Genomic DNA, 24,423 nt, shown 5'->3' on the forward strand with positions numbered 1-24,423 from the left:
GTCAGAGCCCGAGAAGTGCGAGCAGGTCCGCAGGGGCGTCGCAATAGAAATCCGGTGCCGACTCCTCGAGGTGCGCACGGTCGAACGGTCCCCACGTCACGCCGACGGTTCCGACCCCTGCGGCCCGCCCGCTGAAGACATCATGGTGCGAGTCTCCCACAAAGAGGCAGCCGGCCGTCGGCATGCCCAGCCGCGCCAGCGCCTGCTCCACCGGCTCGGCATGCGGCTTGGGGTGGGTCACGTCATCGGCCCCCACGACCAATTCGATCGCGTCCATCAGCCCGACCAGCGACAGCCCCCGCTCGGCACCGTAGCGATTCTTGCTCGTCACCAGCGCCGTGCGATACCCGGCCGCGCGGATCTGCCGCACCATGTCGACCGCGCCGGGATACGCCGTCACCCGGCTGTCGTGGTTGGCGAGATTGTACTCGCGATACGTGGCAATCCACCACTCCATCGTCTCGGGGTCGCTGGTCCACGCCCCGAAAATGCTGCGCAGTGGCCGCCCCATGCCCGCGAGAATCTCGTGGCGTGTCAGCGCCGGCAAGTCGTGGACGGCGACGGTATGCAGGTAGCTGTCGACGATCAGGTCGACGGAGTCAATCAACGTCCCGTCGAGGTCGAAGAGGATGGTCTGGTAGGTCGGCATCCGGGCAACGTAGTGGCCGACCGCCGGAACGGAAGAGGACGACACCGACCGCGCGTGCCGCATAGGGACCGACCGGCGTCGCAGCGGTCGCCTGATGGTCGATGAGCACGGTATCATCGGCGGTGGCGAGCGCTTCGATCCGCAGGCGATCGCCCAGCGTCGGGGCGGACGTGCACCACCGCAGGGACGCCTCGAGACGGGCGATCGCAGCCGCATCTCGATGCCAGGCCGCAATGCGCGCAAGACGATGGATGCGCGCCACGAGTCGCGGGGGGCCCCAACTTGCCCGACGATGTGCCTCCCGCACCGCCCAGCGCATCGCCGAGTCGACGATCTCGTGCACCAACATGCCGGGCATCGGGTCTCCGTCCTGCCCGGTGCGCTGCGCTGTGGCCGACATTCCCTCCGGCCGGGCTGACCAGTCGCGGTGTTCCGAGCGCGTCAAGGTCATCACGCCGCGCCGCCCGGTGCCGAGGTCGGTGATCTCGACGACCAAAAGATCCGACGGTGGCGCAGTGGCGTGACCCTGCACCACGGCGCAGGGGATGCCGGGCGGTGCAGAGACTTGGGGTGGCGGTGTCGCCGTGAGCGAGTCCAGCCAGCGTGCGGCCAGCGCGCCCTTGCGAGCGACCCGAACGAGATTGGCCAACTCCGACTCGATGGGTGGCGTCGGCAGTCTGAGCACCAGCGCCACCTCCGTGTGCTGCTGACCGAGCCGCAACAACCGCCCCTCACGCTGGGCCATCCGGGTCGCCGTCCAGGGGAGGTCGACGTGCACCAGCCGACCGGCTGCCTGCAGGTCGAGTCCCTCGGCGGCGACATCAGTGGTGACCAATTGGGTCGGCGTGGTTCGCAGCAGGTGCCAGCCGTTCCGTTCCGGTCCGAACGCCGCCAACACCGCGTCTCGCCGCAGTCGATGCGGCCCGATCCCGGCGGCATCACCCGTCACCCAGGCGGTGCCCTCTCCCCATGCCGTCCTCAGCAGGGCGGCCGTGGCGCGGTGGCGCGTGAACCAGACCGTCGGCACGCCGGTGGCGTGGCGACGAAGCGGCTCCAGCCACGCGGCATCTGCCGGAACGAAGGCCGCGAGAATTGCGTCGAGTCGCGGCAGGTCGTCCACCGGAAGCGGGACCGGGTCATTCGGCGCACCCACGAGGTCCCACCAGACGAGTTGGTCGAGGGCCTCGCCCGCAAAGCGGCGCAGCGTCACGCGATCGCCACCCCCTGCGTCACGCGCCTGGGCCAAGAGCGCACGATATCGACGCAACGCCTCACGGAACGCGAGATCACTCGACGCGGCCGCATCGAGCAACACAAGGGCCAGGAGTCGGCTCCACGCCGCCCGATGGCGCTGGGTCAGGCGACGGACGATCGCCACCGCCCGCTCGCCCCGCGCCACCTCGTCAACGCTGGCCTCGGCCTGCTCGGCACGTGCAGGATGTGACGCATCGGCGCTCGTCTCGCCGCGAATCACGACGCGCTGCAGCGCCACGGGCGCGACGGTCAACGCGCCGAGTGCTCCGAGTGCGGGGATGCCGTCGAGCCGCAGCGCATCCTCGGTGAGGAAGAGTCGCAGCAAGGTCACCAGATCGTCGAGGCGATTGACGATCGGCGTGGCGGTGAGCAGCAGCGTTCGACGACCGCGAAGCCAGGGCGCCAGCGTGGTGACGCGACGGGTGGCAGGTTCGCGCAGGCGATGCGCCTCGTCGACAATCACCAGCCTGGCATCGACCGATGGCAGTCGGCCGCGAGAGAGTCGTTCATGCGACCACCAGTTGATCGCGACGCCGCTGCGGGCCGCGGCCGCGCGCCATTGCCCTTCGAGAATGGCCGGGCCGATCACGACAGTCGGCCGCGCCTCCGACCGCGCGACCGCGAGCGCGATCCACGTCTTGCCGGCACCGACTGGTTCTGCCAGGATGGCGCCGTGCCACTCTGCCAGCGCGGTGCAGACGCGCTGAAAGACGGCATGCTGCTGCGGCAGCAGGAATGCCGGCACGGCCGTGTCCGTTGCGGCCGGGCGCGAGGCATCCCGCCACGCGCGCTCGACCTCGATGCGGGTCGCCGGGCGCGTCGTGGTCGGCGCCATGGCCAGCGGCCGAGCGAGCTCCGCAAGCGCCTCAGCGACGACGCGCGGCCAGCGGGGCGAGGGCGGTGCGGTCATGATGGTCGAGTCCCAACAGGTCGGCGACGACGTCGTCAATCGCGTCGGCTTCCCCCGTGTCGGTGAGTGGGCGCCGGAGCAGCGGATGGTGCAGGGCTGCCGCGACCCAGGGTACCTGGCCGACGGTGCGGGCGCCGAAGCGTGCGGCGCCACCGGCGGCTGGCTCGGCGGACAACCTGGCCATCGCACGAATGGGTGCGCTGTTGAGCCAGGCCGCGATGGCGTGCGAGGTGGGCGCATCGGGCAGGGCGAGGACGTAGCAGCTGTTGAGGGGAATGGCGGCAGGGTCGAGGAGCGTGGCCGCCTCCAGGCATGGCGCGAGATCTCCCCAAACGACTCGGTACGCCGCCGTGGCGGCGCGTACCCGGAAGAGACGCCACCAGGGGCCGTCGCGAAAATCACTCCGCCGCCGGAGGCGGTCGCTGAATGGGCGCAGGTGCTCGGCGACCGGCGGCGGCAGTCGCGCCCACGGCTCGCCGTGGGCATCGGCCGGCCAGAGCAGCCGTTGCGTCGGGCGCGCCGCGAAGGCGCGCACATCGCGCCCCCGCACCGCGGCACGACACCACTCGGCGAGCGCGATCGGCGGATCAACGAAGGCGGCGTTGACACCCGTCTTGACGCCGAGTTGCGGGGGAAACACCGAGGCCAGGACGTCGTGACGCAGCGCCAGTCGGCGCGCCAGTGCGTGCGCATCGGGTGTGGTCAGCAGCCAGGGGCCCTCGGTGGCCCACGCCGATTGCGCGTGGTGGTCGGCCTCACCGTCAAGACCGAGCCGGACCTGTTGGGTCGGAGGAGCGACAGGCTTCGATGCAATCAACGCCAGCGGATAGGTGGTGGCATCGAAGCCGGCGCGCGGGTCGTCGCCGAGGTCGGCCACCACGTGCAGCGTGTGTCGCTGGCCAAGCGCCGCGCGGGCGGCGGTCGCGTAGGTCGCGGTCGAGAGCTTTGCCGGTACGAGCAGCGCCAGCGTCCCCTCCGGTGCCAGCAGCGACATGGCCCGTTCGACGAAGGCCACCGAAAGATCCGGTGCGTGTGCATACCCCGCGGTGCGCGTGGTGCGCCACCAGCGATAGCGCGCGGCGAGCGCTCGCCGCGTATCGACCGGGATTCGTTCGGCTCGCACCCACGGTGGATTGCCGACAACCAGGTCGAAGCCGCCACGCACCGAGAGCACCGGCGCGAAGGCGGTGGTCAGGGCAAAGGGGAGCGCGGCCGTGCCCGAGGCGACCCGCCGAAGTTCGCGCCGGACGGCACGATGCGCGTCATGCAATGCCGTGAGTTGCAGGCGGTCGGCGGCCCGCAGTGGCGTGACATCGCCGAAGAGACTCGGTGCACGTTGCGCAAAGACGAGATCACGAATCGCGTGATCCAGCGACGCTTCCCGCTCTCCCAACGCCTCCACCAGGGCGGCGGCCTCGGCGCGCTGCAGCGCACGCACCCGCGCGCGCTTCTCGTTGCCATGGGCACCGGCCACGCGGAGCTGCGCCGACCGGAGACGCTGCACCAGTCTGGTGCCGAGCGGCGGCAGTTCGGGGTCGAGCAGGGCGTCGCCCGCACGAATGGCGGCGTCGAGATTCGGGAGGGGCCGGACCCGATCGGCCGTGGAACCTCGCGTGGCGCGCAGCACCTCGAGCCAGAGGCGCATCTCGGTCAACCGCACCGCGGCAGGATTCCGGTCGATGCCGAAGAGTCGCCGGGTGACCAGGCGATGCACGAGGCGACGGTCTCGCGGCCCCGGGCCATGCAGGAGATCGAGGGCACCGACGAGAAAGGCACCGGAGCCGACCGCCGGGTCGAGCACCGTGGTGCTCCGCATCGCAGCGCGGAGCGCCGCATCGGGGGCGTCGATGGCGTCCCGGACGTCCGATTCGCGGCGGGAGAGTCGGTGGGCGAGGTGCGGGATCAACGCCTCGCGCAGCAGGGCACGCACCAGTGCCGGCGGCGTGAAGAAGGTCCCGTCGCGCTTGCGCTCCTCCGGTGCCATGACGCCTTCGAAGACGCGGCCGAGCATCTCCGGCGTGACGCGTCCATCGAGCTCGTCGTGATCGAGGGTGACTTCTGTCCGGAGCACGAGCTGCTCCACGGCACGCCGCCAGAAGTCGACGGGGAGGTGCATCGCCAGGCGCTTCTCGAGCGGATGCGGCTCGAAGAGCCCGCCATTCAGGAACGGAATGTGGCCGAAGCTCCGGGCGAGGCGGGAACGCGCGGCGATCGGCCGGTTCAGCGTCCCGAAGAAGAGCGGCGCCAGCAATGCTCGCTGAGGATCGCGTCCGCGAGCCAGGCAATCCTCGAAGCGATGCGCGAGGAAATCGAGATCGCCGTCGAGCCATCCCTCGCTCTCGACGAAGCGCAGGAAGAGGAGTCGGGTGAGCTGGAGCAACGCCCACGCGTGGCGCGACTCGGCTGCCACTCGCGCCGGAAGGCGTGCGATGGCGTCGTCGAGCAGGTCGCGCATCGCGGCGAAGGTCCGTCGGCCGGCCGCATCGACGTCGAGCGCCTCGGCACAGCGGAGCGCCGTGTCGAGCGCGCCGCCCGTGCCATGCGCCGCCAACCTCGCGAGGCGCCGCAATGGCAGCGGATCGTCGTCGCGTGGCGCGAGGGCGATGACGCGCACCGGCTCGATGGTGACGGTAATGAAGCAAGCGCTCCCGGCAGGATGGTCGGTGAAGAGGAGGCCAAGCGCGCCGCGTCGGGCGAGCAGTCGCGCCAGTCGTCGACTCTCGGTGCCATCTGCCGTGCCGCTCCAACAGGGGAGGCCGGCGAACTCTCCGACTTCGAGCAATGCCTCATGGGAGGCAGGAACCGGGAGGACGCAGGCCGCGCCACCAAGCCGGTGAACGAGCGCGGTGTGTCGGGCAGTGGGGGAGGGGGCTGACATGCGGTGATGATGGCGGTTGCCCGCCTCGTCACGCGGCATGCCTGAGCGCAGCGCCGACCCCGGAAACGCAAACCGCCGCCGAGCAGGGCTCGGCGGCGGTCGGTGCGGCGTATGGCTCGGTCAGGGGATCGGATCGATCGTGATCTTCGCGGTCCCTTTGACCGTGAGCTGCGTGGTGCCCATCATCATGACCATATCCGTGATGGTGTCGGAGTTCATTCGAACGAGCGGGCCCCGCGCCCGAGTGACCAGATGCTGCTTGCCACTCGTGGTGCCGGACATCTTCCCCACCGGGGTCTCGATCTCCATCACGCCGGTCTGGTCGGCGTCGAGCACGCGGCCGCCAGCCTCCATGCTGCTCACCTTCCACTTGGAAATCGTGGTCACCTTGCTGTTGCCCTGCGCCACGGCGGTGTCGACCACCGTCGTGTCGGTCCAGATGTCGCCCACCTTCGCGCTCGGCTTCGGCACGGTGAAGAGCGTCGCGATCGCAGCGGCGAGGCTGAGGACCGGGACCGAGGTCGCCGACGGGGTCATGTCGCTCGCCGGCTTGCCGTCCTTCACGAAGAAGTGAAAGAAGACGCCGGGCGGGACGTCGGTCATCTCGGGGCCGAGCATCGCCATCGCCTCGCCGCCATCCATGCCCGCCGAGTCGACGGTAATGTGCGCCACCTGCCCGCCAGCACTGTCGGTGAGCCGCAGGGTGATCAGCGCCGTGGTGGTGATCGTCACGGTCTGACTCGGCTGGCCCAGCGCGGAGGCGTCCACCTCTTGAACGGCGGTGCTCACGATCCGGTAGCGGAACGAGTCGGCCGGGGCGAGCGTCGCCGGGGGAGCAGTGAACAGCGTGAACAGCATCGGGAGCAGCATCGGCATCCTCGGAGCAGGGCGGACGGGGGGACAGCGTCACCGGAAGGGTACCCCGGAGCGGGGCCCGGGGCCACTTGGTGGCAGCTACAGTGGCTCGCCCACCTGGTACGTCCGCCCACGCCATTCCACCCGCTTCGCACCACGTCCAATCGACCGCAGGGTGATCCCGATCGCCATGAGCGCGCCCAGCGGGTAGCCGAGCGCGTAGCGGATGGGAATCTGCATGCCGAAGGTGATCATCGCCCAGAAGAGCAGCGAGATGCCAATGGCCACCTTCGCCGCGGCCGTCGCCATCCCGAGCGCCAGCGCCGCGAGCGGCACCAGCCAGAAGAGCAGCGCCACGACCAGTGACCACGGCGCGAAGGCGCGCAGCAGCGGGCGATTGCCCGCCGACTGCCGGGTGCCGAGGTAGAGGTTCTTCGACCACCCCTCGATGAGCTCGCCGAGGGTGCGATACATCCGCGTCGCGATGAGGGTGTCGCCAAACATCAATCGGAGCCGCTTGCCGGCGCGGAGAAACGTCTGCGCCAACGCGAGATCCTCGACCACCTCGCCCTGCACCGAGGCGTGGCCGCCGATCTCGTCGTACGCCGTGCGGCGCACCAAAATGAACTGGCCGTTCGCGACCAGCTGATGCGGCTTGGTGGCGCGATTGACGCGCGACGGCGGATAGCGGAAACCGAGCGGCACCCAGATCTGGGGCATGATGATCCGCTCCCAGAAGGTGACGCAGCGCTGGTGCGTGATCAGCGTGAGCAGGTCGGGCGCGTCCCGCTCCATTGCCCCGATGGCGTGGCCGAGCAGTGCGGGCGCGTGCTCGGTGTCGGCGTCGGTGAAGAGGAGATAGCGTCCGGTCGCGGCCGCTGCTCCCTGGTGACACGCCCACGGTTTGCCGAGCCATCCCATCGGCAACTCGGCGCCATCGATCAGGCGGAGTCGCGGCTCGGTCGCCGCGATCGCCGCGACCTTCGCCCCGGTGTCATCGGTGGAGCGATCGTCGACGACCAGCAATTCGAATGGAGTGTAGCGGCTCGCGAGGATCGAGCGCACCACCTTCTCGATGATCGCGGATTCATTGCGGGCGGGGATGATGATCGACACCAGGATGCCGTCGACCGACGGGACGAGTGCCAGGTCAGGCGATCGCTTCGCGAGTGGCACGACCCCGGCAAAGGGAAGCGCCCAGGCCAGGCCGGGCCACCACTCGGCGATCATCGCCAGCGGCTAGCGGCGGGTGGTGATGCCGGCCAGCTCGAGCTCGAGGGCCTCGAGCTGCCGTGCGCTGTCGTCACCATTGGTCTCGGTGAGCGGCTGGGTGTTCCGATCGGTCATGAGGAGCGAGGCAACGAGGGCGTCGGTATAGCCGACGACGGCCTGCGCGATCCCGCGATCGATGATGGCACTGAGGCGCAGGAAGACGGCGACGGCCCGCCGCGGGCGCAACGCCGCGACCAGGGCACCGATGTGTTTGATCAGGAGCAGCCGCAGCTGCTGCAGCTCCTCCACGACTTCGCCGGCTGCCAACCCGCGCGCTGCCGCGATCCGGCCGTAGTGCTCGGTCACATGCTGCCACACCGGCTTGGCTTCCCGGCGCAGGGGGCCTAGCATTGCAATCAGGGTGTCGAGGATCAGGCGCGCCTGCCGTTCGACGACGGGGCGCGGAATGTTCGTGGAACCGGGGCGCTCGGTGAGCCAGTCGGCCCACTCGGGAATCATTGCGTCCCGGGCGTCAAGAATTGCTTTTGCAGCGGCCAGCTGGGTCGGGTGGGACGAACGCAGGCGTCGTCTCCTCTAAAGGGTGCCACAATCGTAATCGGAGCAGCAATGCAACAACAGCCGATCCTCCCGCCGCGGCTCGGCCCCGGGGCACGCATCGCCCTGGTGGCGCCGTCGGGTCCGTTGCTGGAGCGTGACGACCGCACCCGTGCCGAGGCGCTCTGCCGTGCACTCGGCTTCGACCCCGTGGTGCTGCCCCACGCCGAACGCGCCTACGGCTACCTCGCCGGAACGGACGAAGAGCGATTGACCGACCTGAATGCCGCGCTGACGAGTCCCGAGTACGATGCCGTCTGGTGCCTCCGCGGCGGCGACGGGATGAATCGCATCGTGGCGGGCGTCGACTTCGCGGGCTTCGCGCGCGCACCAAAGGCGGTGATCGGATTTTCGGACATCACGGTGCTGCTGCTGGCGCTCTGGCGCGAGACCGGCGTCGTCTCCTTTCATGGGCCCGTGGCGCGGGAACCGATGCCGGCATTTGCCCGGCGCAGCTTTGAGGCCGTGCTCACGCGGGCGGCGCCCGCTGGTGCCTTCGAATTGCCGGCGCTGCCAGCCGACGTCTTACTCCCGCAGGACGGACGCGTGGTCACGCTCGCGTCCGGCCGCGCGGAGGGCCGCCTCGTGGGTGGCAATCTGACGCTCCTGCAGTCGCTCATCGGCACGCGCTACGCCGCCGATCTTCGCGGCGCCATTCTCTTCCTCGAGGACGTCAACGAGGATCTCTATCGCATCGACCGGATGCTCGCGCATCTCCGACTCGCGGGCGTGCTCGCCGGCGTCGCCGGCGTGGCCATCGGTCAGTTCACCGATTGTCGCCGGGCAACGCCCGATGGCGGGCTCGGACTCGACGCCGTCCTCAGCACCTACTTCGTGCCGCTCGGCGTCCCGGTCGTGATGGGGCTGCCGATCGGACACATCCCCGCGCAGTGGACCATGCCCGTCGGCGTGCGCGCGTCGCTCGATGCAGACACGGGCGCGCTCGCGCTGCTCGAGGCCGCGGTCCGCTGATGGCCACTCCGACCTTGACCCAACATCAACTGGAAGGCGCACTCGGCGAGATTCTCGTCGATGTGCGCGCCGCCTCACGCGCCACCGCCCAACCGGCGGTGATGCTGTTGCATGGCTTCAAGGGATTCAAGGACTACGCCTTTCTCCCGGTCTTCGCCGAACGGCTGGCGCGCGCCGGCTTCGTGGCCATCACCGCCTCGGTGAGCGGAGCGGGTGTCGATGCGGCGGGTGACTTCACGCGGACCGAGCGATTCGCCTCCAACACGTACTCGATGGAACTCGACGATCTCGAACGCGTCGTCGGGGCGCTCCATCGGGGCGAGTTGCAGGTCGCGCCACCGACATCGATCGGTGTCGTGGGCCATTCGCGTGGTGGCGGCATGGCATTGCTGCTGGCCCGCGAGACACCGGCAGTGGCCGCGGTCGTCACCTGGGCCGGGATCGGCAAGGTGCGTCGGCACACCGACGCCGAACTGGAGGCGTGGCAGCGCCTCGGCACCATCACCATCCTGCATCAGCGACTCCGCATCCGCTTGCCGCTGCATTACGACGTGGTGGCCGATTGCCTGGCCCACGAGGATGGCAGGCTGAATATCCCCGAGGCGGCGCGGACGCTCGGTCGGCCGTGGCTGCAGGTGCACGGCACCGCAGACACGACGGTGACATTGGCCGAAGCCAACGCGCTGGCGGAGCATGCCGGCGATGCGTTGACGGTGCGACTCATCCTGGAGGACGCCGATCACACCTTCGGTACCAGGCATCCGTGGGGCGGTGCGTCGCCGGCGATGGACGAGGTGTTCGACGCGACCACCCGCTTCCTTGCGCGGCACCTCCGCTAGTGTCGGCGCTGCTCGATCGCCTCTTCGCCGAGCTGGCGCAGCAGCCACCGGTTCGTGTCGATCTCCCCGAGCATCCACACGCGGCGGTGGCACTCCTCCTTGCGCCGGATCCTGATCGCCTCCTGCTGATCCGGCGCGCGGAGCGGGTCGGCGATCCGTGGTCGGGGCAGCTGGCGTTGCCGGGTGGGCGTCGGGAAGCGCACGACGTCGACCTGCTGCACACGGCGATTCGCGAGACCGCGGAAGAGACGGGCTTGCAGCTCGATCGGCAGTGGCATCGCGCCGACCTCGACGATCTCGCCCCGATGACACCCGTCCTGCCGCCAATCGTGGTGCGTCCCTTCGCGTTTCAGCTCGCGGAGGCCCTCGCCCCGGGACTCAGTGCCGAGGTGGCGGGCGTGGCGTGGGTCCCGCTCGCGACGCTCGCCGCTCCGGAAGCCTATCGCGATGCCGAGATCGACGTCCGGGGTGTGCCGCGCATCGTCCGGGGCTATCACCTCGAGGACGGGCTGCTCTGGGGGATGACGGAACGAATCGTCACGCCAGTCGTTGCGCGGTGGCGAAAGCTCAGCGGAAGGTAAGGAAGGTGTTGGAGGCGCAACCCTTCTCCGGTCAGGCGCATCCAATGTCAGATCCCCCTCTTTCGTGGAGTGCGCCGTGTCGCTGCGTCCTGCCCTGATGGCTGCCGTCATGCTCCTCGCTGCCTGCGGGGGAGATGCGGCGAAGCCAGCCATTGATTCCGCCGGCCTCGTCACCACCATCGATTCGACCGCCGATACCGTCTCCGCCAACACGGCGGGGGATGTACCGGCCGCCGCTGTGCGCACCATGGCGAAGGAGATGGCGATCGCGCCGGGGCTCGACGACACCACCCTCTTCACCGATGTCCGCGAACTGAAGGTCGATGGCCAGGGGCGGATGTGGGTGTACGACCCAGGCCCCAAGCAGATCCTCCTCTTCAGTCCGACCGGGTCGCTCCTGAAGCGGATCGGCCGAAGCGGCGCGGGGCCCGGCGAATTCGCGAGTGATGGCGGGATGGCCGTCCTCGGCGACAGCGGGTTGGCAATCTGGGATTCCCAGAATGCGCGGATCACCTTCATGGACAGCAGCGGCACCTACACGCACTCGTGGCCGACTCCCGGCGGCTTCAACACTTTCGCGGGGCTGATCACCGATCGCGCGGGGGCGTTCTTCGTGAAGCGTCCCGTGACGCCTCCACGCGAGGGCGAGATTCTCGGACGGATGGGGCTGGTGCGCCTGAAGGACGGTGGCGGCTTCGCCGACTCGAGCGCCGCCCCCGATCTGATCGTGCCGCGCGAGAGCTATGTCGCGAGCAACAAGGGCAGCACCTCGTCGACATCGTCCAACTACGCGCCTGCCTACTACTGGGCGTGGCACCCGGACGGCTACTTCCTCGCGGCCAACGGTGGGAAGTACGAGATCATCCTGGCGCGCAAGAACGCGAGGCCGCTGGTGATCCGACGCGATCCATCGCCAGTGCCGGTGGGTGACGAGGAGCGCGACATCGAGAAGGCCGGGATCACCCACAACATGCGCAACGTCGAGCCGGGGTGGAGCTGGCGTGGGCCGGCCCTCCCCAGCACCAAGGCGCCGATGATGGGGCTCGCCGTCGCCCGGGATGGCCGGATCTGGGTTCGCGTCGCGGCGCCATCCGCGGAGATTCCCGTCGCTGACCGCGCCATCCCCGAGGACTCGCTCGCCCCGGTGATCAAACACCAGACGCCGTCGGTCTACGAGGTCTTCGAGCCGAGCGGCCGCTTCCTGGGACGCGTCGCCTTCCCGCCGAAGGCCCGGTTCGCCGAGGCGCAGGGCGACTTGGTGTGGGCGATTGTCCGCGATGCGGACGATGTGCCCTCGGTGGTGAGGTTCAAGGTGGTGCCGGGGTTCAAGTGAGTCGTGAGGCGTGAGTCCAGGGCTCTGAGACGTGAAAGGTGAGACGTGAAAGGTGAAACGGGGCCTGCTCGGCGCTCCCGTTTCACCTCTCACGTTTCACCCTTCCAGCGTTCGCTTCCCCTCCAGCCGCCCCTCCCTTGACATTCGTCTGCCCAATACCGAAAGTTAGGCATGACGAAATTCAATCCTCGTGACCTCACAATTTCCGGTGAGGACTACCTCAAGGCCATCTACCAGCTCTCCGAGGCAGGTTCTCCGGCCACCACCACCGGGATTGCCGAGGCCCTGGCGCTGACCGCGCCCTCGGTGAGCGGGATGGTGAAGCGGTTGGCCGACGCCGGGTTGTTGGAGCACCTCCCGTACAAGGGGGTGACCCTGACAGCGGCCGGGCGTCAGGCCGCCCTCCGGATGTTGCGCCGGCACCGCCTGATCGAGGCTTACCTGGTCTCCTTCCTGGGCTACGGCTGGGACACCGTCCACGACGAAGCGGAACGGCTGGAGCACGCCGTCTCCGATGACCTCGTGAACCGTATGGCCGAGGCGCTTGGGCACCCCACCGTCGACCCACATGGCGATCCGATCCCCTCGGCCGACGGCCTGGTGGTCGAGGTGTCATCGACGCCCCTGCCTGACGTGCCCGTGGGCGCCACGGTGGTGATTGCCCGGGTCGATTCGGGATCGGCCGAGCGACTGCGCTGGTTGGCGGAGGCGGGACTGGTTCCTGGGGCGACGATCACCGTGGTGGCACAGCAGCCCTTCAGCGGCCCGATCACCCTGCAACTCGGCGACGCCGACCGGATCGTCGGGCGCGACCTCGCGGGGCACCTGCTCTGCACCATGGCGGAGGACGCCCGATGAGCAGCATTCCTGCAACGTCGGGCCCGACCATGCCCGGCCCCGATGACGGCTGGCGCCTCACCCGCACCACGCGCTCGCTCCCCGAGTCCCACCACAGTGTCCACGTCCCCGAGGGCGCCCCGTGGTGGCGCAAGGCACTGGCCTTCGCCGGGCCGGGGTACATGGTGGCGGTCGGCTACATGGATCCGGGCAACTGGGCCACCGACCTCGCCGGTGGCGCGCGCTTCGGCTACACGCTGCTCAGCGTCATCCTGATGTCGAACCTGATGGCGATGCTGCTGCAGACCTTCGCGGTCAAGCTCGGGATCGTGACCGGGCGCGACCTGGCGCAGGCGTGTCGCGATCACTTCTCGCGCCCCGTCTCCTTCGTGCTCTGGATCCTCTGCGAGATCGCGATCGCCGCGTGCGACCTCGCCGAGGTGATCGGGTCGGCGATCGCACTGAATCTCCTCTTCGGGATACCGCTGGTCTACGGCGTGGTCCTCACCGCGCTCGACGTGCTCCTGATCCTGATGCTGCAGCAGAAAGGATTCCGCTGGCTGGAGGCCTTCGTGATCGCGATGGTCGCCACGATCGGCGTCTGCTTCGCGGCGGAGATGTGGTTCTCGCGGCCAGAGATGGCGGGCATCCTGAAGGGGCTGGTCCCGACCGCGCAGATCGTCACCAATCCGGCGATGCTCTACATCGCGATGGGGATCCTCGGCGCGACCGTGATGCCGCACAACCTCTACCTGCACTCCGCCATCGTCCAGACGCGGAAGGTGTCCAACACCCCGGAGGCAAAGCGCGAGGCGATCAAGTGGGGCACCATCGACTCGACTGTCGCGCTCTTCCTGGCCTTCCTGATCAACGCGGCGATCCTGATCCTCTCGGCAGCCACCTTCCATGGCACCGCCCACGAAGGCGTCGCCGACATCGGTGATGCCCACGCGCTGCTCTCGCCACTGCTCGGCACTACGCTCGCCTCGACGCTCTTTGCCGTGGCGCTGCTGGCATCCGGCCAGAACTCCACCGTGACCGGGACGCTCGCCGGGCAGATCGTCATGGAGGGCTTCCTCGACATCCGCCTTCCGGCGTGGTTGCGGCGACTGATCACCCGCCTGATCGCCATCGTGCCGGCCGTGATCGTGACGGCGATGTATGGCGAGCACGGCGCGGGGAGCCTGTTGATCCTGTCGCAGGTGATCCTCTCGCTGCAGCTCTCCTTCGCGGTGATCCCGCTGGTCTGGTTCACGTCGTCGAAGGCGAAGATGGGCAGCTTCGTGAATCGCCCGCTGACGATCGCGGTGGGGTGGAGCGTGGCGATCGTGATCGCCGTGCTCAACATCTGGCTGCTGATCGGCACGGTGCGCGAATGGGCGGCGTAACCCGGCGGGTGGTCGTGGCCCTGCTGCTTGGTGCGGCACCGCTCGCGGCGCAGGCACGCGCACCAATCGAGACCGACCGGCCCGACTTCACCGAGTCGAGTGCCACGATTCCGAAGGGGCGCTGGCAGCTCGAGACGGGGTATACCGTCCAGCGTGCGCAGGGAACGACGCATTCGCTGCCGGAGTCCTTGCTGCGGGCCGGCATCAGCTCGCGTGCGGAGCTCCGACTCTCCCAGAATCTTTCGGCGACCGGGGGATCACTCTCCTTCGAGGACCTCACCGTTGGCGCGAAGCTCGCTCTCGGGAGCCAGCGGGGCATGCTCCCCGAGCTCGCCCTGCTGGTCCAGACCACCCTGCCGACGGGGGGCTCGCAGGTGACCGCCACCACGATGCTGCCCAGCGCCGTGCTGCTCGCGGGGTGGGAACTGGGTGGCCGGTGGTCGGTCGGCGGGAGCGCCATCGCCGGCCGCGAAGTCGACAATCACCTCGAACTGGCGGGCTCGGCGGTCGTGGGCTACACCCTGACCGATCGGTGGCGCAGCTACGCCGAGGTCTTCACGATCCAGCCCGTGTCGGGCAATGGTGGCGAGCGGGGCGAGTCGTACCTGAACGGGGGCCTGGCGCACCTCGTCACGCCGATGGTGCAGGTCGACGTGCGCTTCGGGGCTGGGATCGGTGGAAGTTCCGCACGCTACTTTGGCGGGGTGGGGCTCTCGCTCGGCTGGTAACGGTCTGAACTCTGCCGCGCCGAGCGGGTACCTTGCCATCATGCTCCGCCGCGTCGCCTCCTGCCTCATCCTCCTCACGGTCCTCTGGACCGGCCATGCTGCGGCGCAACGAATCGGGATCGCCATCGAACAGCGCCTGGCCGACGCGAGCGGCCTGTCGGTGGGAGACACCCTCTCGGTCTCGAGTCCGAACGGCGGTGCCCGCCGCGCTGCGGTGGTCGCCGCGATCGTCGAGCCGCGCGCCGACCCGGCCACGATCCTCCGGAAGGAATATCGCGTCCGCTTCCATCTGGCCGACCTCGCCGAGCTGCTCGGCCAGCCGGACCGGATCGATCGCGCCGCCATCCTGCTGCAGCCGGGCGTCAATCCGGATACCGCGCGCGTGCTGCTGGGTCGGACCGCCTTCGGCTACGAGCTGCACGGAACGGCGGATCTCGCGTCGAGCTCTTCAACCACCTTCCTCGTCGTTTCGCGCTTTCATCGCGCCATCGCCATCATCTCGGTGCTCGCGTCGGCGATCTTCCTGCTCTGCCTGATGCTGCTCAAGGTTGACGCACGCCGGCAGGACGTGGCAATGCTCCGCTTCATCGGCATCTCGCGCCGTACGGTCTTCATCGCGCTGCTGTTGGAGGCGGGCGTCATCGCCGCCGTCGGCGGGGTGCTCGGGATCGGCATCGCTGCCATCGCGAGTGCCGCGGTGAACGCCTTCTACCAGCAGACCTTTGCCACCACGCTGATCTTCTCGCTCCTCACCTGGCGGACCATCCTCGAGGCCGCGTTGCTCGGGCTGGTGCTCGGCCTCGGTGCCGGCGCGCTCGCCGCGTGGCGCCTGGTGCGCCTGCCGCCGCTGGTGCTGTGGGGGCGGGCCGGATGATGACCTGGCGGTGGGCCATCCGCGATCTGCTGCGACATCCGACCCGCAGTGCCCTTTCGCTCCTCGGCGTGGCTGTCGCGGCCGCGCTGCTGCTCGACATGGTGATGTTGAGTGGCGGGATCGAACGGTCCTTCGGCGAATTGCTGCGGAGCCGCGGCTACCAGCTGCGGATCTCGCCGCTCGGCACGCTGCCATTCGACACCGAAGCGACCCTCGGCGGCGTCACCACTCTCACGGCGGCGTTGCGCCGCGACGCGGCGGTCAGGGAAGTCGCGCCCGTCCTGGGGACCACGATGCAGGGGACGCATGGCCCTGCCGCGGCATCGCTGGTCACCTACGGCATCACCCCGGCGTCGCAGGGGATCTATGCGCTGGAGTCAGGCCTCGACCTCACCGCGACGGACACCATCGGCATTCTCCTCGGCGCTCCGGCCGCGACGCGCCTTGGCGCGGCCGTCGGCGACACCGTCGTCATGCGTGGTCGACTCGACCCGCAGATGGCGAATGCCGGCGCCGAGCGTCGGTTCGTGGTCCGAGGCATGGTGCGCTTTCTCTATGACGCTCGCGACCAGCCATCGGTGGCCGTCGCGCTGACGGCGGCGCAACGGCTGGGAGGTCCGGACCTCACCGACCGTGCATCGGTGCTGATGGTGCGCGTCGATGATGCGAGCGACCTCACCGCCGTGACCGCCCGACTTCGCGCGGCGCATGCCGACATCGCAGTCAACAGCATCGACGACCTCGTGGCGCAGTTCCGCTTGCGGTTGACCTACTTCCGACAGCTCTCGCTCATTCTCGGTTCGATCTCGCTGGTGGTGACCGTGCTGCTGGTGGGGACGCTGCTGGCGATCACGGTGAACGAACGGAGCGGCGAGATCGCCACGCTCCGCGCCATCGGTGTCGCGCGCGCGCATGTCGCGCTGCAGGTGGTGGTGCAGGGGCTGTTGCTGACGGTGCTGGGCGGTGCGGCGGGGATGGTCCTCGGCCTCGGCACCGCGCGCTGGCTTGATGCCATCCTGACCTCCTTCCCCGGCCTCCCTGCGGCGATCTCCTTCTTCGTGGCAGAGCCCGCCCCGCTGGCGATTGCGGCGGCGACCTTGTTGATCACCGGCGTGCTGGCCGGATTGCCCTCGGCATGGCGCGCGGCCTCGACCCCGATCGCCGCCGCCCTTCGGAGTGACGCGCCATGACCATCGTGCTGGATGCCCGCGACCTCGAACGCCGCCACGCCCTCGAAGGTGGCGAGGTCACGGCGCTGCGGGGCGTCTCGCTGCAGGTGCAGGCGGGTGAGTACGTCGCCATCGTCGGTCCCTCTGGGAGCGGAAAGTCGACCCTCCTCACGCTCCTGGGCGGGCTGGATCTCCCCACCAGCGGCACGGTGGCAATCCTCGGGACCTCGCTTGGCACCTTGCCGGACCGGGCGCTCACCCGGTTGCGGCTGGAACGGATCGGTTTCGTCTTCCAGCGATTCCACCTGCTGCCGGTGCTCACCGCGCGCGAGAATGTCGAACTCCCGATGGCCGAAATGGGAGTGACCCCGGCCGCGCGACGGGCGCGTGCCGAAGAGCTCCTGGCCTATGTCGGGCTCGCGGAACGGTCGGGGCATCGGCCGACCCAACTCTCCGGCGGCGAGATGCAGCGCGTCGCGATTGCACGGGCACTCGCCAATCGACCGGCGATCCTGCTCGCGGATGAGCCCACCGGAGAACTCGACGCTGCCACGGGCCGCGAGATCCTGGCGCTCTTTCGCCGGCTGCACGCCGACGGCACCACGCTGGTCGTGGTGACTCACGACGAGCGGGTAACCAGCGAAGCGAGCCGGGTGGTGCGGATGCTCGACGGGCGGATCGTCGACTGATGCGCTGGACACTGGCCCTTCGCCATCTGCTGGTGCGTCCTGGGCGTGCCGTGGTCCTGTTGGGCGGCTACGCGATCGGTGTGGCGGTGATGATCGTGCTGCTGTCGGTCGGGACGGCCATGCTGGAGCAGTCGCGCGACGTCGCACTGGTCGGCGGTGGCGATCTGACGGTCCTGCCGGAGGGAATCGACCTCGAGGCGATGCGCACCGGGGGGATGACCGGGCTCTTCTTCGGCATTGATCGCGCCCGCTTTGTGACCCGCGAGTTGCTCGGAGGCGCACGGCACCGGGCGACCGTCGCCGCCGTGGCTCCGGTGCTCGAGCGAAAGTGGATACTGCTCCACATCGGCGATTCCACCTGGACGGTTCGCGCCGGCGGCGAACTGCCTGATGCGATGCGTCGGGTCGGTAGTGCGGATGCGGTGGTGTCGGGGGAGTGGCGTGACGCGCCGCAGGATGTGGCGTGGCAGCAACCGAACGCCCAGATGTACTTCGATGCGCTGGACCATTTCCATCGGCCAGCGGGGAACGATTCGACGTGGGCCGAGTGGCATTACGTCAATCTGGTGGTGAGCGCCGACGAGTGGTGGTACATCACCTATCTCGTGGGCGGCGACGTGAACGGGACACGCTGGGGCGGGCAGCTGCTGGTGACGCGGCGTCGCCCCGATGGCGTGCACGAGCGTTTCGTGACCGAGGTGCCAGGGAGCGCGGTCCGGTTCGACACGACGCGCGCGGATGTGGCGCTCGGTGCGAGCACGATGGTGCAGCGCGACGGGGTCTACGAACTGCGCGGCAGTGCCGGGGCCACGCGCTTCCGGATCACGCTGCGGCCCGATCGGCACCGGCAGTTTCCGGCGGTCGAGCTGAGCGGTGGCGAGTTCCGCTCAGGCTACGTGGTGCCCGCGGTGACCGCGCGCGCCGACGGCGAACTGTGCACCGCGGCGGGATGCCGAGTGGTGCGGGACATCGCGGCCTATCATGACCACAATTGGGGGAGCTGGCGCGAGGTCACCTGGGAATGGGGGACCGCGCGGGGCGCGACCCACGCGCTCCTCTACGGCGGCGTCCGGCAGGGCGGTGCCCCGACCACCCGCGGGACGGCGCCGTACTTTCTGGCCCTGCTCGACACACTCGGGGTGCAGCAGGTCTATCGCTTTCGCGAAGTGAGCGGCTTCGGGGCCAAGCCAGTCGCGACGTATCCCGGGGTGACGTCGCCGGAATCGCTGCTGATCGTCGCCACCCGGCGCGACGACTCCTTGCGGGTGCGGGTGCGCATTCTCGATGTGCACGCGACGCGGCCCCGGAACGGCGGGGGCCGGATCTTCCTGCAGATGCGCGGGGCGTGGTCGGTGGTGGGGCGTGCAGCCGGCGTCGTCGTGGCTGACAGCGGCTTCGGCTTCTTCGAACGGTGGGTGACGGCGCCCTAGACCTCGATCTGCGGCAGGTGACGATCGACGTGCGTCGCCGCGAGCAGGAACCACTGGCCGATGTCGAGCGGCCCAAGGATCGGGTGGGTCATGTGATGGGCATCCCACGGGACGTCGAGGGTGCGCGCCAGGTTGATCGTCGTGATGCGACGCTCACGGAAGAGGACCAGCGCCTCGTGGACTGAATGGAAGCGACCGGTGGGCGCGACAACTTCCGGCGCGACAAGGGCGCGGGTCACCGTCCCGGCGCCGGCAATGACGCTGTCCATCGGTCGGGTGCGCAGGTCGGTCGCCGCCATGCCGCTGGCGGCTGTCACCGACTTGTGGATCCCGCGTTCGACCACGACGAGATGCTCCAGCGCGTCCATCGGCGACCAACGCTCCGGCGACGGGCGAACCGTCGCCTTGGCCTCGTCGAGCCGGGACACCACCCGCTCCAGATGGCGCAGGCTCGCCTCCAGGGCGGCCACCACGGCGGTGCGATCCAACGGGTCCACGGCACTTCTCCTTGATTCGGGGCTGACGAAATCTAGTTGCTGGCGACGAGTGTAGCTTTCCGGCATGTCCGACACGACACCGAACGAACCGACCGACATCCGCGCTGTTGGGCGGAGCCTCACCGACACGCTCGCGAAGGGATGGGAGAAGGGTCGGATCGACCTGATCATGACCGTCTTCAACGACGAGGCGGTCTTCGTCGAAACCCCCTTTTCCCAACCGCTTCGGGGCGTGGTCGCCATTCGGCAGTGGATGAGCGACATCCCCTACGCCCAATCCGAAACCACCTTCCAGACCGGCGAGATCTACACCGCCGGGCCGTGGTTTTCGACCGAGTTCACCCTTCGCTTCCGCCGCCGCAAGACCGGGCAGTGGGTCGAGGCGCGCGGCGCCTTTTTCGCCGAGACGGATGGGGAGTTGATCACCGAGCTCCGCATGTTCTGGCACCGCTGGAACGGCGGGCAGGAGACGTCGCTGCCATAGCGAGCGTCCCACGGTTCGGCGGGCTGTCCCAGGAACTGGACACTCCGCCGTGCTGAATTCTCCTAAGTTGTTGTCTCACAACGAGCTGGCTGTGGCACGGATCTGGTAATGCATGGGCAGGGTCCAGTTGGTTACTGCTCGCCGTTCGTCAGGAGGTCCCAATGCTCGCCCTCTTCGCTGTCGCCGCCTTCATGGCCCCGCTCGGGGGTACCCCGGCCGTGGCCGCGCCGACCGTTTCCATTGCACCCCTTACCCAGGCACCGCTTCGCATCACGCTGAACAACGGCGGGGATTTCACTCCCGGCGATCGCGTGCGGGTGCAGGTCGAGTCCGCCGAAGACGGCTACCTGATTGTCTTCCGAGTGGACGGCGACGGCCGGGTGCGGGTCCTCTTCCCGATCGATCCCGACCTTGACCCGTTCATCCGCGGCGGCCGGCGCTACGAGCTCCGCGGCCGCGCCGAACGGGAGTCCTTCCTCGCCGATGATCGCACCGGCAACGGCCTGGTCTATGCGGCGCTGGCGCAGGAGCCGTTCGACTTCCGCCGCTACGCCAGCGACGATCACTGGGACTACAACACCATTCGCCTGAGCGCCTGGGATGCCGATGCCGAGCCTGAGCTGACCGATCTGGTAAAGCGGATGGCGGGCAGCGGTCGCTTCACCTATGACGTGCTCGGCTATCGCGTCCATGGTGGGGCGTACATCTCCGGCGGCGGCGGCATCGTCTCGCCGGCCGGCTACGGCAGTCCGTTCTACGATCCCTACTGGTCGTGCCTTGCCTGCGGCTACGGTATCCGGCAGAGTGGCGTGAACATCCGCGTCGGGATCGGCGGTGGCTGGGACCTCTACGATCCATGGGGCCGCTACGACCCTTGGTACTACGATCCCTATCGGTACAGCCGCTACGGGTACGGCTATGGCTACGGCTATGGCGGTTACTACGATCCGTGGGATTGGCGCTACCCTGGCCAGTATCGGCCGATCACGGTGATCAACTTGCCGCGGCCGCAGGTTCCGAACACCGCCTACGGCTACCGTGCCCGTCCGCGGACGCCGGTCGCCGGCGGGCTGGCGCCGGACCTGACGCGGGTCGTCCGTGGCAACACCCGTCCCGACGCGCCGCCGCCTTCGAGCGGGGGCCGGGCTCGTGGTCGCGACGATCAGCCGACCCGTGCGACGCCGCGGCCGAACGAGCCGCAGCGCCAGGATCGGACTCAGGGGAGTAAGGGGTCCCAGCCGGATCGCGGTGGGTCACGGCCGAGCTCGAATCCGCCGGCGAGCAGTCCCCCGCCGAGCAGCCCTCCGCCGGCCTCGTCTGGCGGGACTCGGGCTCGCCCGCGCCCCGGTGGTGGCGACGAGCTGGTGACGGCGCCGACGCAGTCGATCGCGCCGCAGATGGATCGCCGTGGCGACGTGCGGCCGGTCGTGGCGCCGGTGGTTGAGCAGAGCCGCCGCGCCTCGGAGGAGCCGACGCCGGTCTTCCGCGAGCCGTTCCGTGCCCGCCCGGATGTGAATGCGAGCCGCGCAGAGCCGCAGCGGACTGAGCCGAGCCGGAGTCAGCCGGTGTACCGTGAGCCGCCCCGCGCCGAGCCGTCTCGCGGAGAGCCGCAGCGGGTGGAGCGTCAGGCTCCGCCCCAGCGGGTCGAACCGCGGCGCAGTGAGCCGCAGCGGGTCGAGCGGCAAGCACCGCCGCGCAGTGAGCCGGTGAGCCGTGCGGCTCCACCGTCGTCACCGCCGCCAGCCGCCCCGCCGGCCTCGACTTCGGGCCGGTCTCGCCCCAGGCCGTAGTGGCTTGCCGCTCGTGAAAACAATCAACCTCGGGTCGCCGTGATGGCTGCCCGAGGTTGATGCGTTGTACGCTGTTGGCGCTTCGGGTCAGCCGTGCGCCCGCGCGTAGGCGAGGCCCCACTCCATCAACTCGGCGCTCCGGAGACCGACCGCCATCGCCGCGTCGATCGCGGCCTGCTCGTCCATCCCCTTGTCGATGATGAAGTAGGGGATCAGCGCCCCGCCGACGCGATTGGCCGACGCGCAGTGGAGGATCGTCGGCGTGTCGGCATGGGCCCGGACGGCCGCGAGGATCCGCTCGAGCAGCTCCGTGCTGAGTGCACCGGAGTTCACCGGGATGTTGACGTACTCGATGCCGAGCTCGGCGAGGGTCGCGGCTTCATCGAACGGACGGGGCTCCATCGGGTCGCGGAGGTCGATGACGGCGGTGACCCCCGAGGCCTTGGCGGCGGTGAACATCTCGGCGGAGGGTTGGCCGGCGGTGGCCAGCCAGGGGAGGGGCAGGGCGGCGTTCGTGGCGCCCTGGATCGATTCGAGCAGGGACATCGGTGGTGCTCCATCTTCGGGGGGAGGTGCAACTCCCAGGAATATACCAAGCCGTCGGGGCGCCCCCGGGCTCGGTGGCGCTAGATTTCGGCATGTCCGCGATCACCGTCGCCCTGGCCCAGTTCCGCCCCGCGAAGGGCGCCCCCGGTCCGAATCTCGACCGGATCGAGGCGCTCTTCCGGACGCTGGCGAGCTCCCCCGAGCCCCCCGCCGTCGTGATCCTTCCCGAGGGCACCCTGACCGGGTACTTCCTCGAGGGTGGCGTCCACGAGCACGCCCTGACCGCCGATGCGCTCTTCGGCATGCTGCAGGCGCGGCACGCGCGCTCCGGTGCCCCGCCGATGGAGGTCTGCCTCGGCTTCTACGAGCGCGGCATCGACCGACTCTACAACTCGGCGATCTGGGCCGCCCTCGGCGGCGACGACGCCGGGATCCGCCACGTCCACCGCAAGATCTTCCTCCCCACGTACGGCGTCTTCGACGAGGAGCGTTTTCTCGACGCGGGCCGCGACGTGCAGGCGTTCGACGCGCGCATCGGTCGCGTGGCGATGCTGGTCTGCGAGGACGCGTGGCATTCGATCACGCCGACGATCGCCGCCGTCGATGGCGCGCAGTTCCTCGCGATCGTCGCGGCGAGTCCGGCGCGCGGGCTTGAACCCGATCCGGTCCATCCCGGGACGCCCGGCTCGATGGGGCGCTGGGAGCGGCTGGCGCGCGACATCGCCGGTGAACACGGGGTTTATGTCGCGCTGGCGCAGCTGGTCGGCTTCGAAGGCGGCAAGGCGTTTCCGGGCGGTTCGCTGCTCACCGGCCCGAGTGGCGACGTGCTGGTGCGCGCGCCGCTCTTCGAGGACGCGACGATCCAGGTCACGCTGCCGCTTGACGAGATCGCGCGGGTCCGTTCCGGCGCGCCGCTGCTCGCCGACCTCGAGGCGCGGCTGCCCCACCTGATCGAGTCGCTGCAGCGGGCCCGTGGTCGCGGTGGCGATGCGTCCGTCACGGAACGCGGTGCGATGCCTCGCGCGTCGGCGGTCGCATCGCGCGGTGGCGGTGTCCGGCCGCATGGCACGCTGGCCATTGATGCCGCGCTCACCACCCGCTGGCTGGTGGAGTTCCTTCGCGACGAGGTGCAGCGCCGGCGCGGCTTTGGTCACGTCGTGCTGGGGCTCTCGGGTGGCGTCGATTCGGCCGTCGTCGCCTATCTGGCCGCCGAGGCCTTTGGTCCGAGGCAGGTCACGGCCGTCCGGATGCCGTACCGAAGCTCGAGTCGTGAGTCGCTCGATCATGCGCAGTTGGTGATCGACGCGCTCGGCCTCAACGCGCGGACCGTCGACATCTCTGCCGCCGTGGATGGTTACGCCGCCGCGTGCGGCGACACGCCCAGCGCGGCGCGCCTCGGCAACGTGATGGCGCGCACCCGGATGCTGGCGCTGTTCGACCTCTCGGCGGCACTCAACGCGCTCCCGCTCGGCACCGGCAACAAGAGCGAACGCCTCCTCGGCTACTTCACCTGGCACGCCGACGATGCGCCGCCGGTGAACCCGATCGGCGACCTCTTCAAGACCCAGGTCTGGGCGCTCGCCTGTCACCTTGGCGTACCCGACGCGATCGTGAACAAGCCGGCCTCCGCCGACTTGATCGTCGGCCAGACCGACGAGGCCGACTTCGGCATCCGGTATGACCGTGCCGACGGCATCCTCGACCTGCTGCTCCACGGCCACCTCGACGAGACGGTGATCGCCGCCGGCTACAGCGCCGAAGAGATCCGGCTGGTGCGCAAGCGGCTCGACGCCACACATTGGAAGCGGAAGCTGCCGAGCGTGGCGATGCTGAGCCAGACGGCGATTGGGGAGTATTATTTGCGGCCGGTGGATTATTGAGCCGTTAGTCGTT

22 protein-coding genes are annotated in these 24,423 nt (G+C 69.3%); 14 read left to right on the top strand and 8 right to left on the bottom strand.

Annotated features, from left to right (window positions below; translation table 11 throughout):
- Nucleotide 1: 1 nt before the first annotated feature.
- The 6 genes from IPP98_11715 to IPP98_11740 form a co-directional block, all read right to left on the bottom strand.
- A complete protein-coding gene (locus IPP98_11715; GenBank protein MBL0179777.1) occupies nucleotides 2-649 on the bottom strand; it encodes an HAD-IA family hydrolase in 648 nt (215 codons plus the stop codon).
- Nucleotides 600-2,813, bottom strand: coding sequence for a DEAD/DEAH box helicase (locus IPP98_11720; protein ID MBL0179778.1), 2,214 nt, complete (start codon nucleotides 2,811-2,813; stop codon nucleotides 600-602). The genes IPP98_11715 and IPP98_11720 overlap by 50 nt, the downstream gene beginning before the upstream one ends.
- Nucleotides 2,770-5,691, bottom strand: a complete 2,922-nt coding sequence (locus tag IPP98_11725; GenBank protein MBL0179779.1) for an N-6 DNA methylase — start codon at nucleotides 5,689-5,691, stop codon at nucleotides 2,770-2,772. The genes IPP98_11720 and IPP98_11725 overlap by 44 nt, the downstream gene beginning before the upstream one ends.
- A 120-nt stretch (nucleotides 5,692-5,811) precedes the next feature.
- Nucleotides 5,812-6,561, bottom strand: coding sequence for a hypothetical protein (locus IPP98_11730; GenBank protein ID MBL0179780.1), 750 nt, complete (start codon nucleotides 6,559-6,561; stop codon nucleotides 5,812-5,814).
- An 84-nt stretch (nucleotides 6,562-6,645) separates the two neighbouring features.
- Nucleotides 6,646-7,776: a glycosyltransferase gene (locus IPP98_11735; GenBank protein ID MBL0179781.1), complete on the bottom strand. Its 1,131-nt coding sequence runs from the start codon at nucleotides 7,774-7,776 to the stop codon at nucleotides 6,646-6,648.
- A gap of 9 nt (nucleotides 7,777-7,785) precedes the next feature.
- Nucleotides 7,786-8,277, bottom strand: coding sequence for a hypothetical protein (locus IPP98_11740; protein ID MBL0179782.1), 492 nt, complete (start codon nucleotides 8,275-8,277; stop codon nucleotides 7,786-7,788).
- A 108-nt stretch (nucleotides 8,278-8,385) separates the two neighbouring features.
- On the opposite strand from IPP98_11740, the gene IPP98_11745 reads away from it, so the two are divergent.
- From IPP98_11745 to IPP98_11795, 11 genes are all read left to right on the top strand, one after another.
- A complete protein-coding gene (locus IPP98_11745; protein MBL0179783.1) occupies nucleotides 8,386-9,345 on the top strand; it encodes an LD-carboxypeptidase in 960 nt (319 codons plus the stop codon).
- The gene (locus IPP98_11750; protein ID MBL0179784.1) at nucleotides 9,345-10,184 is read left to right on the top strand and encodes a dienelactone hydrolase family protein; all 840 of its coding nucleotides are present in this window, start codon (nucleotides 9,345-9,347) and stop codon (nucleotides 10,182-10,184) included. Before IPP98_11745 ends, IPP98_11750 begins: the two co-directional genes overlap by 1 nt.
- Nucleotides 10,184-10,765 carry a CoA pyrophosphatase gene (locus IPP98_11755; GenBank protein ID MBL0179785.1) on the top strand — a complete coding sequence of 194 codons (582 nt, stop codon included), beginning with the start codon at nucleotides 10,184-10,186 and terminating at the stop codon, nucleotides 10,763-10,765. Before IPP98_11750 ends, IPP98_11755 begins: the two co-directional genes overlap by 1 nt.
- A gap of 76 nt (nucleotides 10,766-10,841) precedes the next feature.
- The gene (locus tag IPP98_11760; GenBank protein ID MBL0179786.1) at nucleotides 10,842-12,098 is read left to right on the top strand and encodes a hypothetical protein; all 1,257 of its coding nucleotides are present in this window, start codon (nucleotides 10,842-10,844) and stop codon (nucleotides 12,096-12,098) included.
- A 171-nt stretch (nucleotides 12,099-12,269) separates the two neighbouring features.
- A complete protein-coding gene (locus IPP98_11765; protein ID MBL0179787.1) occupies nucleotides 12,270-12,956 on the top strand; it encodes a metal-dependent transcriptional regulator in 687 nt (228 codons plus the stop codon).
- A 29-nt stretch (nucleotides 12,957-12,985) separates the two neighbouring features.
- The gene (locus IPP98_11770) at nucleotides 12,986-14,323 is read left to right on the top strand and encodes an Nramp family divalent metal transporter (protein ID MBL0179788.1); all 1,338 of its coding nucleotides are present in this window, start codon (nucleotides 12,986-12,988) and stop codon (nucleotides 14,321-14,323) included.
- Nucleotides 14,311-15,051: a transporter gene (locus IPP98_11775; GenBank protein MBL0179789.1), complete on the top strand. Its 741-nt coding sequence runs from the start codon at nucleotides 14,311-14,313 to the stop codon at nucleotides 15,049-15,051. Before IPP98_11770 ends, IPP98_11775 begins: the two co-directional genes overlap by 13 nt.
- Nucleotides 15,052-15,091: 40 nt before the next feature.
- Nucleotides 15,092-15,925, top strand: a complete 834-nt coding sequence (locus IPP98_11780; protein ID MBL0179790.1) for an FtsX-like permease family protein — start codon at nucleotides 15,092-15,094, stop codon at nucleotides 15,923-15,925.
- Nucleotides 15,922-17,115, top strand: a complete 1,194-nt coding sequence (locus IPP98_11785; GenBank protein ID MBL0179791.1) for an ABC transporter permease — start codon at nucleotides 15,922-15,924, stop codon at nucleotides 17,113-17,115. The genes IPP98_11780 and IPP98_11785 overlap by 4 nt, the downstream gene beginning before the upstream one ends.
- The gene (locus IPP98_11790; GenBank protein ID MBL0179792.1) at nucleotides 17,112-17,783 is read left to right on the top strand and encodes an ABC transporter ATP-binding protein; all 672 of its coding nucleotides are present in this window, start codon (nucleotides 17,112-17,114) and stop codon (nucleotides 17,781-17,783) included. Before IPP98_11785 ends, IPP98_11790 begins: the two co-directional genes overlap by 4 nt.
- Nucleotides 17,783-19,213 (top strand): hypothetical protein, encoded by a 1,431-nt coding sequence (locus tag IPP98_11795; protein ID MBL0179793.1) that lies wholly within the window; start codon nucleotides 17,783-17,785, stop codon nucleotides 19,211-19,213. The genes IPP98_11790 and IPP98_11795 overlap by 1 nt, the downstream gene beginning before the upstream one ends.
- On the opposite strand, the gene IPP98_11800 is transcribed toward IPP98_11795, so the two are convergent.
- Nucleotides 19,210-19,710 carry a DinB family protein gene (locus tag IPP98_11800; GenBank protein MBL0179794.1) on the bottom strand — a complete coding sequence of 167 codons (501 nt, stop codon included), beginning with the start codon at nucleotides 19,708-19,710 and terminating at the stop codon, nucleotides 19,210-19,212. The two genes, IPP98_11795 and IPP98_11800, sit on opposite strands and share 4 nt — an antisense overlap.
- 64 nt (nucleotides 19,711-19,774) lie before the next feature.
- Here IPP98_11800 and IPP98_11805 point away from each other — a divergent pair, with 64 nt between their 5' ends.
- Together IPP98_11805 and IPP98_11810 are read left to right on the top strand one after the other, a co-directional pair.
- Nucleotides 19,775-20,194 carry a nuclear transport factor 2 family protein gene (locus IPP98_11805; GenBank protein MBL0179795.1) on the top strand — a complete coding sequence of 140 codons (420 nt, stop codon included), beginning with the start codon at nucleotides 19,775-19,777 and terminating at the stop codon, nucleotides 20,192-20,194.
- 161 nt (nucleotides 20,195-20,355) lie between these two features.
- Nucleotides 20,356-21,984, top strand: coding sequence for a DUF4384 domain-containing protein (locus IPP98_11810; protein ID MBL0179796.1), 1,629 nt, complete (start codon nucleotides 20,356-20,358; stop codon nucleotides 21,982-21,984).
- Nucleotides 21,985-22,071: 87 nt separating this feature from the next.
- Here IPP98_11810 and IPP98_11815 read toward each other — a convergent pair whose 3' ends face one another.
- Nucleotides 22,072-22,530: a hypothetical protein gene (locus tag IPP98_11815; protein ID MBL0179797.1), complete on the bottom strand. Its 459-nt coding sequence runs from the start codon at nucleotides 22,528-22,530 to the stop codon at nucleotides 22,072-22,074.
- A 92-nt stretch (nucleotides 22,531-22,622) separates the two neighbouring features.
- Between IPP98_11815 and IPP98_11820 the strand changes: the two genes are divergently transcribed.
- A complete protein-coding gene (locus tag IPP98_11820; GenBank protein ID MBL0179798.1) occupies nucleotides 22,623-24,410 on the top strand; it encodes an NAD+ synthase in 1,788 nt (595 codons plus the stop codon).
- Nucleotides 24,411-24,423: the final 13 nt, after the last annotated feature.

The organism is Gemmatimonadota bacterium (assembly GCA_016720805.1).
In the GTDB taxonomy this organism is placed as follows: domain Bacteria; phylum Gemmatimonadota; class Gemmatimonadetes; order Gemmatimonadales; family GWC2-71-9; genus Palsa-1233.